Genomic DNA, 13,906 nt, shown 5'->3' on the forward strand with positions numbered 1-13,906 from the left:
CCCCAGGTGACTCCTGCGAATCCTCGCATCGGTCGCCTGGGGCGCAGATCTCTGCCGAAGGTGTCGCAGGGCAGCGAGCGTGCGGTCGCGGCGTCCGCGCTGACTGCCCCGCGCCGACGTCACGCGCTCAGCAGCAGTGCTTCTCCCTGCCCGCCGCCGCCGCAGAGGCTCACACCGGCGCGTCCGCCACCGCGGCGGACCAGCTCGAGGGCTGCGGTCAGGGCGAGGCGCGCCCCCGAGGCACCGATCGGGTGGCCGAGCGCGATCGCTCCCCCGTGGATGTTGGTCTTCTCGAGGGGGTAGTCGAGGTCGGTCAGCGACTGGACGACGACCGCGCCGAACGCCTCGTTGATCTCGATCAGGTCCAGGTCCTGCACCTGCAGCCCGTCGCGGGCCAGTGCCGCGCGCAGAGCGTTCGAGGGCTGCGAGTGCAGTGAGGAGTCCTCGGGACCCGCGACCTGGCCGGGGGCCCCGATCGCGGCGAGGATCGTGAGGCCGTGCTCCTCGGCGTAGGCGCGGGAGGTGATCACGAGCGCGGCCGCGCCGTCGGACAGCGGCGAGGAGTTGCCGGCGGTGATGGTGCCGTCCTTCGCGAAGGCGGGGCGGAGACCGGCCAGGGTCTCGACCGTAGTGTCGGGCCGGACGCCCTCGTCACGGTCGATGAGCAGCGGGTCGCCCTTGCGCTGGGGGACCTCGACGGGCGCGATCTCCTCGGCGTGGATCCCGACGCCTGCCGCGGCGGCAGCGCGCTGGTGGGAGGCGGCGGCGATCTCGTCCTGGTCGCGGCGGGAGATGCCGCGCTCGGGATTGCCGCGTTCGGTGAGGTCGCCCATCGCCTCCTGGCTGAGCGCATCGGTGAGCCCGTCGTGCGCAACGGAGTCCTGCACGGTGGTCGGGCCGTACTTGTATCCCTTGCGGGCGCCCATCAGCAGGTGCGGTCCGTTGCTCATCGACTCCTGACCACCGGCGATCACCGCCGTGGCCTCGCCGGTACGGATCAGGCGGGCGGCGTCGATCACGGCGGTCAGCCCCGAGAGGCACACCTTGTTGAGGGTCACGGCCGGGATGTCCCACGCCAGGCCCGCTCCGAGCGCGGACTGGCGAGCCGGATTCTGCCCCTGGCCCGCCTGGATGACCTGCCCCATGATCACGGTGTCGATCACCGCGGCGTCGACGCCGGAGCGCTCGATCGCATGGCGGATGGCGTGGGCGCCGAGATCGACCGCGGTCAGCGCGGCCTGCTGCGAGAGCAACCGGGTGAACGGGGTGCGAGCCCCGCCGACGATCACGGGCTGGTGGGTGGAGATGTCATTCCTGGTCACGGGGTGCTCCTTCTGAGGCTTCGCCCCTCGGCGCCCGCCCTGGATGGTGGGCGAGGTGCGTTGAGGAGCTCGGCTGCCGGCGCGTCGATGGGCGGGCAGCAGGGATCTATCCGGTGGGGACCATCATCCACCGGGCCGCGCCGCGGGGCCAGGCATCGGGTCCTCCAGCACGCCACGCCCAGATCTGCCGAATATCTCTGGATTCCCGCCGGACCAGTCGGCTAGGGTCCGCCGACATGTCCCAGAATCCGTACGAGAACCCAGAGGCCGCGCGCACCTACGATGAAGAGAACACTGGACGGCAGGACTTCGACTTCTGCCTCGAGCTGGCCCGCGAGCTCTCCCTCGACGGCCCGGGAATTTCCGTGCTGGACATCGGCGCGGGCACCGGCGCCCTGGGCGTCGAGCTCGCTGGGTCCCGGAACTGACCCGGGGCACCTACCTTCACCCCGAGGGCGGGACGTTCACCAGCTGGATCGAGATGCTCGACGTGCAGGGCGATCCCACCACCGGCGTCGTCGAGACCCACCGCGGGGTCACCGAGCGGGCCGGCACCAGGAGCTTCAGCGCCCCGGAGACGTTGGCGTTCCGTCCGCTCGCCACCCTTGACGCCAGCCTCGAGCAGGCGGGATTCGAGATCGAGCATCGCTTCGGCGACTGGCCCGGTGGCCCGGTGACAGCGCAGAGCCCCGAGCACATCCTCATCTCCCGCCCCTTGTGAGCCGCTGAGGGCGTCACTGGGCGGGCAGCGCGGATCTATCCGGTGGCAGCCACCATCCTCCGCGCCGCACACGGGGCACGGTGTCGACGAGCGTACACATTCGAAATTGTGGCAGATCGTAGACATCCAAAAGAAGTGGACGTACCATCACACTCATGAACAGTCGGCGCATCAGGACCCCGCAAGATCTCGGTGCCGCACTCCGTGACGGGCGTAAGGCGCGGGCGCTCACACAGGCCGAACTTGCACAGGTTGCCGGAGTCTCCCGGGAGTGGCTGATCGGCGTCGAGCAGGGCAATCGGCCGCGAGCCGAGCTGGAGAAGGTCCTCGCAGTGCTCACCGCCCTGGACCTCCCACTCACCGTCGGCGCAGCATCCCGCACCGTCACCCCTGACGCACCGGAACACACCACGTCGATCACGGAGCGCGCCACCCGCGAGGCGATCGAGGCGATGCGGGAGGCGTCGGCAATCCCCGTCGTCGTGGAGCACGGGCAGCGCGCCGCCCGGCTGCTCAACGCCGGTGTGGATCCCGAGCTCGCGGCTCACCTCGCCCAGATCTCCCGGGCTGCGACGCCGACATCTGACTCCTCCGCAGCCGGACGCACCGCCGATGAGGACGAGGACTCGTGATCAAGCGGCTATTCATGGTGAGCAACGGAGTGATCATCGGACACCTGGACCAGGACCACGGTGGAGCACTGCGGCTGACCGCGCCTCCAAGCGCAGGAATGCCGAGGCTGTCGCTGGCCTTCGCGCCGAGCATCGCACCGATCGCTCCGCGCAGAGCCCTTGCCTATATTGAGGGCCTGCTCCCGGAGGGGGACGCCGTCCGCCGTGCCACGGCACGCAGATTCGGCGTCTCACCGCGCAGCCCGTTCGCGCTGCTATCGGCGATCGGTCAGGACTGCCCCGGTGCCGTGCAGTTCCTCGACGAAGCACAGCTGGAGGACCCTGAGCCGGGCTCTCTCATCCCGGTCGACGACGAGCGAATCGGGGCACGACTTCGTGACCTCCGCACAAATACCGGCGCGACCTGGGTCGCCGAGGGAGAGCACTGGTCACTAGGTGGCGCGCAGTCGAAGCTCGCACTCCGGCTCGAGAACGAGCGGTGGCATGAAGCGCATGGCGCCGAGCCGACGACGCACATCCTCAAACCCGGAATCACGGCTCTCCGCTCACAAGCGCTCGTCGAGCACCTCTGCCTGCGGGCCCTCTCTCTCCTCGGTCTGCCTGTGGCCGGGTCCGAGTTCCGGGTCTTCGATGGCGAACCGGCGATCGTCATCAAACGCTTCGATCGGCGCCGGGTCGATGGGCGCTTGGTGCGCGTTCACCAGGAGGACCTGTGCCAGGCCACCTCGACACTCCCGGCCGACAAGTACTCGGTCACGGCCCTCGACGTTGTCACCACTCTTCGTCGGGGCGGTGCACCCGAGGAGGATGTCGAGACCTTTGTTCGGGCGGTGCTCGCGAACTGGGCGCTGGGCGCCCCGGATGGGCACGCTAAGAACTACTCCGTCTTCCTGTCGGCCGGCGACACAGCGCTCGCACCGCTGTACGACGTCGCGACTGGATTCGGGCAAGACGCTCCGTGGCCTGCGATGGCGATGTCCATCGGCGGAGCGCCATCGATCCATGACGTCACGCGTCGACATCTGCTGAAGTTCGCCGGACAGATCGGGGTGAGCCAGGAGTACGTCCTCGCCGCCGCCGAACTCTTCCTCGAGGGCATGCCGGCAGCTTTCGCCAAGGCGATGCGGGAGGTCGCCGGGGAGGAGATCGACCATGCGCACCTGGAGGCGATCCGCGCTGCGCTCACGGAGCACTGCGAGAGGCTCCGGACCACTCTGCTCCGCTGAGCGCGCCGGCCCTCTCCCCTACCCTCGCCGCATGACCTCCCCGCATCCCGATTCGTCCGCCCCCGGCGCAGGCAGCGCCGACGCACGCAACAACGACTCGAGAGCGGCCCGCGCCGCCACCACCGGTTCCGGTGCGGCCGACGGCACCCGGCGGGTGGACCTGGTGCTCGAGGGCGGCGGGGTCAAGGGCATCGCCCTGGCCGGCGCGATCGAGGTGCTCGAGGAGCGCGGGTACCGGGTGAACCGGGTGGCGGGATCATCGGCCGGGTCGATCGCCGGAGCACTCGCGACCGCCGGGATCCCGGCGACCACGATGGTGAAGGTGCTGCGGGAGACGGACTACCGCCGTTTCGAGGACGGCCCGTGGTGGACCCGCCCCCTGCCCGGCAAGGGGCTGGGCATCCTGCTGCACAACGGGATCCATCGCGGCGCCTACCTGCGTGAATGGCTCACCGAGCAGCTGACCATGTACGGGGATCCGGGCCGTACCGGCACCTTCGCGGATCTGCGCTACCAGGATCCCGAGGCCGGAATGGAGCTGGTGGGCGCGCATGCCTACCGCCTCGTGGTGACCGTCTCGGACCTCTCGGCCGGGCGGCTGCGGTACCTGCCGCTGGAGGCGGTGGACGTCGGCTCCACTCCGGACACGCTGCGGGTGGTGGACGCTGTGCGCGCCTCGACGTCGATCCCGCTGTTCTTCCGCCCGGTGCGGTGGAAGAACGCCTTCGGGAAGCCGGCGGTGCTGGTGGACGGCGGGCTGCTCTCGAACTTCCCGGTCTCGGTGTTCGACCGCCCTGAGGGTGAGGTTCCGCGCTGGCCCACCTTCGGCATCAAGCTCTCCGCCAAGCCCGAGGCCGATTTCGGGGTGCAGAACCAGATCCGCGGACCGCTCAGCTTCGGCAAGGCCGTGGTGGACACCGTCACCGGCTTCTACGACCGGATGCACATCGACGCCTCGCATTCCGTGGCCCGCACGATCTTCATCGACACCGCCGCGGTGCGCCCCACCCATTTCGACCTCTCCGACGAGGAGCGCGAGATGCTCTACCGGAAGGGGCGCAAGGCCGCGACGGCATTTCTGGACGGGGACCACGAGCAGGTGGCGTGGGATTTCGAGGCGTACAAGGCGCGGTTCCGTACTCCGATCGCCTGAGCGGCCGTCACTGCGCCGCGGGCTCTCATCCCCTCTGCTCGATGCGGGATCGAGCACGCTCGGAGAGGTACGCCGAAACGTGTTCTCAGAGGGTGTCCGCGCCCTATGATGAGCGCCTCCAGCTCGCCCGATCCCCTTGCCCACGCCCGCACATCGAGGTGATACGTGTCCACCACCCTCCGCCGGATCGCAGCGTTCGCGCTCAGCGTTCCGTTCCTCCTCAGCGGCGCCGCTGCCGCGACTGCAGATGGCCCCGGATCAGGCAGCCCCTCCTCCCAGGAGAGCAGCCAGGCCGAGGACTTCGTCCCGGTCACCGCTCCCGAACCGGCCTTCGACATCGAGGCCTCGACCTTCACCATCCCCGACCTGCCCGGGCTCCAATACGCCGACCAGGCCGCGAATCCGCTCGCTCCCGGCGTGCACCGGGCATCGACCTTGGAGATCATCCGCGCGTATCCGGCGCCGGGCCACTCGCTGACGGGCATCCACTCGTGGAACATCCGCTTCGAGCCCGCGAACACGTTCAACGACCCCGTCGTCGTCGCATCCCTCTCTCCCACGGTCGACGTGGAGCGACGGACGTTCACGATCCCTGACACCACCGGGCTGAACACCGCGCTGGACCCGTGGACCCCGGTCTCCGCCGGGACGCACGCGCTGGCAGACGGCGTGGACCGGCTGGGCGTCTCCGTGTATGACCAGGCCGGGTATGCGCATGTGGGCGTCTCAGGGGTCTCGGCGACGTTCGTTCCCCTGTACGGGTACCGGCTCCGCGAGCCGGTGTTCGACCTCGCCGGGCACACGGTGCAGATCCCGACGGATCCCCGCGTCCAGTACACGCTGAACGGCGGTGTGATCTCGCAGGGCGGGACCTATACGGTCACCGGGACCGTGACCGTCTCCTTCAAGGTCGTCGCCGAGCGGACGTTCTACACGCCGCTGAAGAAGACCTGGCGGGTCACGTATCCCGAGATCTCGCCCTTCGTGGACGTCACCCCCGGGATGGAGCATTTCGCTGCGATGACGTGGATGGCTCGGGAAGGGATCTCCACCGGGTGGCCGACGCCGCGGGGGGCCGAGTACCGCCCGCTGACGAGCGTGAGCCGTGACGCGATGGCGGCGTTCCTCTACCGTCAGGCCGGCTCTCCGGCGGTGACGCTCCCGGCAAAGTCGCCGTTCACGGATGTGAAGCCCGGCCAGCCGCATTATGAGGCAATCATCTGGGCCTCTCAAGAAGGCATCACCGAAGGGTGGAAGATGCCCGACGGAACGCACCAGTTCCGGCCGGTACAGCCCATCGCCCGTGACGCGATGGCGGCGTTCCTCTACCGGTTCGCAGGCGAGCCCGCGTACACCCAGCCGAGCGGGAAGTGCTTCACCGATGTGGCCCGCGGCATGCAGTTCTCCAAGGAGATGTGCTGGATGAAGTCCACCGGCATCTCCACCGGATGGAGCAACGGCACCTACCGTCCGCTCGATCCTGTGAAGCGGGATGCCATGGCGGCTTTCCTGCAGCGCTACGACGCGACGCTCTGAGTCGCAGCACTGCCTGACCGTGCGGGCCCGTCCGATTCGTCGGACGGGCCCGCACGTCGTTCGTCGACCCGACCGATCGGCCCGGAGCTTGCGCCCGGCCGTACCTCTCGTGCAACGCTCGATGGATCCGGCCCGCCGCGAGGCGACCGACACAGCACACGGAGGAGCACGTATGAGCACGAAGAAGGACATCTTCGTCCTGGGCCTGACGGACGTGCAGCACCGTGAGCTCGAGACGGTGAGGCAGGCCGAGGAGTACGCCTTCCACGGCGTGCTCGACTACGACACCCTGGTGAACACCACAGAGCTGGACTTTGAACAGCTGATGCGCGACGCCCGGGCGGAGCTCGACGCCTTCGACGGCAGCATCGACGCGATCATCGCGCACTGGGACTTCCCGGTCAGCGTGATGAGCACGATGCTCGCCGCCGAGCATGACCTGCCCGCTCCCACGCTGACCAGCCTGCTGAAGAGCGAGCACAAGGGATGGAGCCGGCTCGAGCAGAAGAGGTCGGTGACCGAGTGCGTGCCCGGTTTCGCCGTCTTCGACCCGTTCGCGGAGGACGCGCTGGCGAGCATCGATCTGGAGTTCCCGTTCTGGGTCAAGCCGGTCAAGGCGCACTCCTCCGCCCTCGGCTTCAAGGTGGAGGACGAGGCGGACTTCGACGAGGCGCTGGTGGAGATCCGCGAGCACATCGGCGAGATCGGCGATGCGTTCAACGAGGTGCTCCAGCAGGTGGAGCTGCCCTCCGAGCTCGCCGGCGCCGGCGGCAACTCGTGCCTGGCCGAGCAGTTCGTGGAGGGCATCCAGGCCGCCCCGGAGGGCACGATGTTCCGCGGCGAGTACCGTGTCCATGGCGTGTTCGACATGCACAAGGACGAGGCTGGCACCAGCTTCTCCCGGCTCGACTACCCCGCCAGCACCGTGCCCGAGCGCGTGCAGCAGCGGATGATCGACCTCACCGAGCGCTACCTGCGCCAGGTGGGGTACGACAACGGCTGCTTCAACTCTGAATTCATGTGGGACGAGGCGAACGATCAGCTGTGGCTGATCGAGATCAACACCCGCATCTCGCAGTCCCACAGCGACCTGTTCGCGAAGGTGGATGGCAGCTCGAACCATGAGGTCGCGATCGACATCGCGCTCGGCGAGCCGCCGCGGATGCCGCACCGCGAGGGTGACTTCGCTGTCGCCTCGCAGGCGATGATCTTCCACGATGAGGACGCGATCGTCACCCGCATCCCCACCGCCGAGGACAAGGCGGAGATCGAGCGCCGCTTCCCCGGGACCGTGCTCACCCTGACGGTGGGTGAGGGCGACCGACTCTCGGAGCTTCCGGGGCAGGACAGCTACCGGTTCGTGCTGGGCAAGCTGTACCTCGGCGCGAACAGCACCGAGCAGATGCTGGAGAACTACGCCGCGATCACCGCCGAGCTCCCCTTCGAGTTCGCCCCGGCCCCGACGGACGACTGACCACCGCACCCTCAAGGACGACCAGGAGGCGACCACGCATGAGGACCGTCACCGAGTTCCCCTACGAGATCCGCGAGATCGAGAACGTGTTCATCCCGATGCGGGACGGCGCCCGTCTCGCGGCCCGGCTCTGGCTGCCCGTCGATGCGGAGCAGCGGCCGGTGCCCGCCGTGCTGGAGTACATCCCGTATCGCAAGCGGGACTCCAGCCGCGCCCGGGACGATCTGAACCATCCCTACATCGCCGGTCACGGCTACGTGTGCGCGCGGGTGGATCTGCGCGGCAGCGGCGACAGCGACGGGGTGATGGTCGACGAGTACCGGCCCCAGGAGCACGAGGACGCGGAGGACGTCATCGCCTGGCTCGCCGAGCAGCCCTGGTGCGACGGCAACGTGGGGATGATGGGCATCTCCTGGGGCGGGTTCAACAGCCTCCAGCTCGCGGCCCGTCGGCCCCCGGCGCTGAAGGCGATCATCAGCGCGTCGGCGACGGACGATCTCTACGTCGACAACATGCACTACATGGGCGGCGCGCTGCTGGCGGACAACCTCTCCGAGGCGACGGTGATGTTCGCCTTCAACTCGCTGCCGCCGGATCCGCAGATCGTCGGCGAGCGCTGGCGCGAGATGTGGCATGAGCGCCTCGCCGGCAGCGGGCTGTGGCTGGAGACCTGGCTGACGCATCAGCGGCGGGACGACTACTGGAAGCCGGCGTCCGTCTGCGAGGACTACAGCCAGGTGCAGTGCCCGGTGATGGCCGTGGGCGGCTGGGCCGACGGGTACACCAACGCGATCTTCCGCCTGATGGAGAACCTGGATGTGCCGCGCAAGGGTCTGATCGGTCCGTGGGGCCACAAGTACCCGCATATCGGAGTACCGGGCCCGGCGATCGGGTTCCTGCAGGAGGTGGTGAGCTGGTGGGACCACTGGCTCAAGGGCACCGACACCGGGGTGATGGATGAGCCGATGGTGCGGGCGTGGATGCAGGACAGCGTCTCCCCCGCGGCGTCCTATGAGGACCGTCCGGGGCGCTGGATCGCGGAGGACCAGTGGCCCTCCCCGCGGATCACCGAGCGCGAGTACGTGCTGCGCGGCCACCACCTCGAAGAGGGCACGGCCGACGAACCGGGCCGGGAGGTCTCCGTGCAGTCCCCGCTGAGCGTGGGGATGTTCGCCGGGAAGTGGGCGTCCTACGCCGCGGTGCCGGATCTGCCCTTCGACCAGCGGGAGGAGGATGGCGGGGCGCTGTTCTTCGAGACCCCGGACCTGACCGAGGAGCTGGAGATCTTCGGCCGGCCCACGTGCGTGCTCGAGGTCAGCGCGGATCAGCCGGTCGCGCAGTTGGCGGTGCGGCTCTCGGACGTGAACACGGCCGGGGAGGCGACCCGCGTGACCTACGGGGTGCTGAACCTGACCCACCGCGACGGCAGCGCGGAGCCGCAGCCGCTCGAGCCGGGGAAGACATACCGGGTGGAGGTGCCGCTGAACGGCATCGCCCAGTCCTTCCCGGCCGGGCACCGGCTGCGGCTGTCGATCTCCACCTCGTACTGGCCGCTGATCTGGCCGGCACCGGAGGCGGCGACGGTCACGCTGAGCACCGGGTCCAGCAGCCTGCGCCTGCCGGTGCGACCGGCCCGTGACGCGGACGCGCATCTGCACGAGTTCGGTGAGCCCGAGGGCGCGGAGCCGCTCGAGGTCACCGACCTCTCCCCCGGTGAGCACCACTGGCGGGTCACCCGCGACCTGGCGACCAACGAGTCCGTGCTCGAGGTCGCCAACGATCAGGGCGAGTTCGTGATCGAAGAGACCGGCACCCGCATCCGCCGGGCTACCACCGAGTGGTACAGCTTCCGCTGGAACGACGTGAACTCGGTGCGGGGCGAGACCCGCACGGTGCGCCGCGTGGAGCGGGAGGACTGGGGCGCGATGGTCAGCACGCGCACGATCCTCACCTCCACGAGCGAAGAGTTCGTGATCGACGCGCAGCTGGACGCTTTCGAGCTGGACGCCGAGCGCGGTGACCCGCGGGTGTACTCGCAGAACTGGGAGCGGAGGATCCCGCGGGATCTGGTGTGAGAGCGGCGAGCCCGGGATCAGCTTCGTGACTGCTGCGGCGCCGCTCAGCTCGCCTCGTCGATAACTCGGGCGCGGCTCCGTGACCTCGATGTCAGTTATCGTTTCAGCACGGCACGCAACCAGTCCTGGGCTAGCACTCAGCGATCAGAAGGAGCGCACACCATGGCCGGAAAGAGTCTGATCCCGGGCCCGTCCACGACGAAGTCGGTCATCCACACCGCGAAGTGGCTGCTCCCGCTGCTGGCTGCGGGGGCGCGCTGGCTCTCCTCTCACCCCGAGGTGTGGGAGTCGATCAAGGAGCAGGGCGCGAAGCTGCAGAAGGTCACCACCGATAAGCCCGACGGCGTGCTCACCACGGTGGGCATCCTCCGCGAGCAGGTGGGTTATCTCGCGGACTCAGCAGACGATGCCGGCGAGGCGCGACGGGCCGAGGATTGGGCGAAGCGCCTGGACAGCTGCCAGCGCGCCGCCCAGCTGCTGAAGGCGCCGGGCACCACCCGGAAGGACCGCAAGACGCTGAAGAAGCGCGTCGAAGCGCTGCGCGAGGAGATCTTCTCCGCGTACATCGCGGAGATGGGCGAGGATGCGGAGGCCGGGACGGCGCCGAAACGCTGAGCTGCGGCGCTTGCCCCGTCAGGTTCTCGCAGGTTCCGATCCCGAGATCGATGGATCGCGCTTCGATGATCGCGGTGTCCAATCGCCGCCCGCTCGGATCCTCGACCGTGATGCCGAAGCGCATCGTGGATCCGAGCCCGAGCAGGCCGAGCAGGCCAGCGGGGATCGTCGTGGTGTAGGTGCCGTCGCCGTTCTGTGTCGTGTTCGAGCTGACGCTGAATCCGAGGACAGGCTCGAGGATCGAGCCGACGCCGCCGGTCGCCTGCTGCAGGGTTGTCTGCTGGAGCGTGTACCCCTCCGGGTGATCCCAATAGATGCGCACACAGCTGCTCGAGACATCGGCACGCGGGATAGGTCACGGCACGCCGAGCCTCACCCCGCCCAGCCGTGACCTTTTCGTTATCCTCGCGGGTGCTGTCCATCCCGAGGAGTTCCGTGACCGCCCCTGCCGTCTCTGCCCCGCGAACAGGCCCTGCGCACAGGCCTGGCTTCCGCCCTGACATCCAGGGGCTGCGGGCGATCGCGGTGATGCTGGTGCTGCTCTACCACGCCGGTGTCTCGGTGCTTTCCGGCGGGTTCGTGGGCGTGGACGTCTTCTTCGTGATCTCCGGCTTCCTCATCACCACCCACCTGCTGGAGGCGCTCGCGCGGGAGGGCCGGATCAGCTTCGGCGCCTTCTACGCCAAGCGGGCCCGGCGCATCCTGCCGGCCGCACTGCTGGTCGCGCTCCTGACGATGCTCGCGGCCTGGATCTGGATGTCCCCGCTGCTGATGCAGGACGTCCTGCGGGGCGCGGCCGCGACCGCGCTGTATGTGCCGAACTACCTCTTCGCGCAGGAGGGCACGGACTATCTCGCCGAGACCACCCCCTCGGTGTTCCAGCACTACTGGTCCCTCGGCATCGAGGAGCAGTTCTACCTGTTCTGGCCGCTGCTGCTGGCGGCAGGCTTCTGGCTGCTGCGGCGCAGCGAGCGGCGCCTGATGATCGGTGCCGCGGTGCTCACCGCCGCGTCCTTCCTCGCCTGCGTGCTGCTGATGGACGTCTCCCAGCCGTGGACCTTCTTCTCCCTGCCCACGCGCGCCTGGGAGCTCGGGGCGGGTGCCCTGGTCGCTTTCGGGCTGCGGTCCGGGGCGCGCTGGCTGCGCGCCGAGCGCACCGGCATGCTGGCCTGGGTGGGGCTCGCGGGGCTGGCACTGGTGGCGCTGACCTTCGACGAGGGCACCCCGTTCCCGGGATGGACCGCGGCGCTGCCGGTGCTCGCCACGGTGCTCCTGATCGTGGGCGGCGCCGCTCCGGGGCGGTGGCATGCCGGGCGCGTGCTGGGGCTCGCGCCGATGCAGTTCCTGGGCAAGATCTCGTACTCGCTGTATCTGGTGCACTGGCCGCTGCAGGTGATCCCGCAGGCCGCCGCCTTCTCCGAGGAGCCCCTGCCACTGTGGATCCGGCTGCTGCTCGGAGCGGCGGCGGTGCCGCTGGCCTGGTTGCTGCACCGGTTCGTCGAGCGGCCCGTGCTGCGCTGGCCCTCCCTGAGGCGCCGACCGTCCTGGGTGACCGGCGCCCTGGCGGCCGCAGCATCGCTCGCGGTGATCGCGACCTCGGCGGGCATCGCCATCGCCGTCCCCCAGCAGGCGGTGTCCTCCGAGCGCACGGCGGCCCCTGAGAAGCAGGCCCTCGATCCCGTGGGCACGGACTTCGTCCCTTCGAACCTCTCCCCCACCCTCGACGCGGTCGCCGCGGACAACCCCTCCGTCTACGACGCGGGCTGCCACCGCGACGAGGAGAATTCCGATCCCAGCGGTTGCCGGATCGGGGAGGAGGCCGAGGCGCCGCTGGTGTTCCTGGTGGGCGATTCCCACGCCGCCAGCTGGTATCCGGCCCTCGAACAGCTCGCGGACGAGGGGAAGATCCGGCTGGACAGCAACACCAAGAACTCCTGCCTGCCGCTCGAGACGGAGCAGCAGTTCCTGGACCGGCCGTACGACTCGTGCGCGCAGTGGCGCGACGGGGTGCTGGACCGGATCGAGGCGGAGCAGCCGGACCTGGTGGTCCTCGCCGGCTTCAACAATCGCGAACGGCTCATGCCGGGTTCGGGCGCCGACGCCGACGCGCAGTGGCGAGCGGGGCTGGCCGAGACGATCACCCGGATCGACGGCCCGCAGGTGGCGGTGATGAGGGACGTGCCCACCCAGGTCCAGACACCGAACCACTGCCTGGCCAAGCACCTCGAGACCGCGAACAGCTGCGCCGCCCCGCGCCAGGACGCGTTCGATGAGCCTCTCGTCGCCGCGGAGGCCGAGGCCGTGGCCCACTCCGGCACGGACGCGCAGTACGTGGACCTCACCCGGTACTTCTGCAACGACGCCACCTGCCCCGCGATCATCGGGAACACCGTGGTGTTCCGCGATCAGCACCACCTCACGCAGACCTTCAGCCGCGAGATGGCCCAGCCCCTGTGGGAGCAGATCGGGCCGATGGTGGCGTGACGGGCAGGAGAGCCCCCGGGCACCCGGGCTCAGGAGCGTCGATCCTGCTCCGCAGACGGATCCGTCAGGCAGCGGCGAGACTCTGACCGCCCGAGTCTTCTCGGTACCGCGGCGGGGAGCTGAGTGACGGCGCGGAAGCAGTCACCCGCTGGGCCGTTCGTCACCGCCCGTAGCGGTACACCCGGTCCCAGGGCCAGTCCTCGGCGAGCCACTGTGCGACGGCGTTCGCGAGCGGCTCGTCCAGCTCGGTGTGAGAGGCCCGTACCCAGGATTGCACCTCCGCGTCGTGCTCCTCCGAGTGCGTGGGGTAGATGTACACGCAGCCGATCACGTCGCCGTCCGCCGGATCCAGCACGGTGAAGGTGAAGCCTCGGCGTGCCGCGAAGTCGGCGGCATGGCGTTCTAGGTCCTGCCGGTTGCGCTCGGGGGTCATGCCCTCGGACGGCGGCCAGGAGCCGTCGGGGTAGCCGGGGGTGGCGCGGATGTGCGCGACGCTCGAGGTCCAGGCGGCGAGATCGGCCGCGTTGTGCTGCGGGCCGAGCGGCTCGAGGCGGAAGCGTTCGTGTGCCAGCGAAGTGGGCGGCACGAAGTCGGCGGGGACGAAGGCGTCGGAGTCCATGTGCCGACCGTATCGGCGCCCCGTCCCTCCGGCCACGGGTTTTCTGCGC

Annotated in this window: 12 protein-coding genes; 10 read left to right on the forward strand and 2 right to left on the reverse strand. The window is 69.4% G+C overall.

The window, feature by feature from the left end; translation table 11 throughout:
• Positions 1–119 precede the first annotated feature (119 nt).
• The gene (locus ACT3UF_RS03660) at positions 120–1,322 is read right to left on the reverse strand and encodes an acetyl-CoA C-acetyltransferase (RefSeq protein ID WP_444592198.1); all 1,203 of its coding nucleotides are present in this window, start codon (positions 1,320–1,322) and stop codon (positions 120–122) included.
• Between the two features lie 236 nt (positions 1,323–1,558).
• Between ACT3UF_RS03660 and ACT3UF_RS03665 the strand changes: the two genes are divergently transcribed.
• The 10 genes from ACT3UF_RS03665 (at position 1,559) to ACT3UF_RS03710 (ending at position 13,238) form a co-directional block, all read left to right on the forward strand.
• The gene (locus ACT3UF_RS03665; RefSeq protein WP_441445041.1) at positions 1,559–1,750 is read left to right on the forward strand and encodes a hypothetical protein; all 192 of its coding nucleotides are present in this window, start codon (positions 1,559–1,561) and stop codon (positions 1,748–1,750) included.
• Between the two features lie 53 nt (positions 1,751–1,803).
• Positions 1,804–2,043, forward strand: a complete 240-nt coding sequence (locus ACT3UF_RS03670; RefSeq protein ID WP_441445042.1) for a hypothetical protein — start codon at positions 1,804–1,806, stop codon at positions 2,041–2,043.
• A 155-nt stretch (positions 2,044–2,198) separates the two neighbouring features.
• Complete coding sequence (locus ACT3UF_RS03675) at positions 2,199–2,675, forward strand: helix-turn-helix domain-containing protein (RefSeq protein ID WP_441445043.1); 477 nt, start codon at positions 2,199–2,201, stop codon at positions 2,673–2,675.
• A complete protein-coding gene (locus ACT3UF_RS03680) occupies positions 2,672–3,901 on the forward strand; it encodes a type II toxin-antitoxin system HipA family toxin (RefSeq protein WP_441445044.1) in 1,230 nt (409 codons plus the stop codon). The genes ACT3UF_RS03675 and ACT3UF_RS03680 overlap by 4 nt, the downstream gene beginning before the upstream one ends.
• 31 nt (positions 3,902–3,932) lie before the next feature.
• The gene (locus ACT3UF_RS03685; protein WP_444608023.1) at positions 3,933–5,054 is read left to right on the forward strand and encodes a patatin-like phospholipase family protein; all 1,122 of its coding nucleotides are present in this window, start codon (positions 3,933–3,935) and stop codon (positions 5,052–5,054) included.
• A 165-nt stretch (positions 5,055–5,219) separates the two neighbouring features.
• Positions 5,220–6,590 (forward strand): S-layer homology domain-containing protein, encoded by a 1,371-nt coding sequence (locus ACT3UF_RS03690; RefSeq protein ID WP_444608024.1) that lies wholly within the window; start codon positions 5,220–5,222, stop codon positions 6,588–6,590.
• 172 nt (positions 6,591–6,762) lie between these two features.
• Positions 6,763–8,064 (forward strand): ATP-grasp domain-containing protein, encoded by a 1,302-nt coding sequence (locus tag ACT3UF_RS03695; RefSeq protein WP_444608025.1) that lies wholly within the window; start codon positions 6,763–6,765, stop codon positions 8,062–8,064.
• Positions 8,065–8,102: 38 nt separating this feature from the next.
• A complete protein-coding gene (locus ACT3UF_RS03700) occupies positions 8,103–10,139 on the forward strand; it encodes a CocE/NonD family hydrolase (protein WP_444608026.1) in 2,037 nt (678 codons plus the stop codon).
• Positions 10,140–10,301: 162 nt separating this feature from the next.
• On the forward strand, positions 10,302–10,754 hold the full coding sequence (locus ACT3UF_RS03705; RefSeq protein WP_262424676.1) for a hypothetical protein: 453 nt from the start codon (positions 10,302–10,304) through the stop codon (positions 10,752–10,754).
• 435 nt (positions 10,755–11,189) lie between these two features.
• Positions 11,190–13,238, forward strand: coding sequence for an acyltransferase family protein (locus ACT3UF_RS03710; RefSeq protein WP_444601347.1), 2,049 nt, complete (start codon positions 11,190–11,192; stop codon positions 13,236–13,238).
• A 160-nt stretch (positions 13,239–13,398) separates the two neighbouring features.
• On the opposite strand, the gene ACT3UF_RS03715 is transcribed toward ACT3UF_RS03710, so the two are convergent.
• On the reverse strand, positions 13,399–13,857 hold the full coding sequence (locus tag ACT3UF_RS03715) for a GNAT family N-acetyltransferase (RefSeq protein WP_442332925.1): 459 nt from the start codon (positions 13,855–13,857) through the stop codon (positions 13,399–13,401).
• Between the last annotated feature and the right edge of the window lie 49 nt (positions 13,858–13,906).

This window comes from Brachybacterium sp. AOP24-D1-21 (genome assembly GCF_052378665.1).
Taxonomy (GTDB): domain Bacteria; phylum Actinomycetota; class Actinomycetes; order Actinomycetales; family Dermabacteraceae; genus Brachybacterium.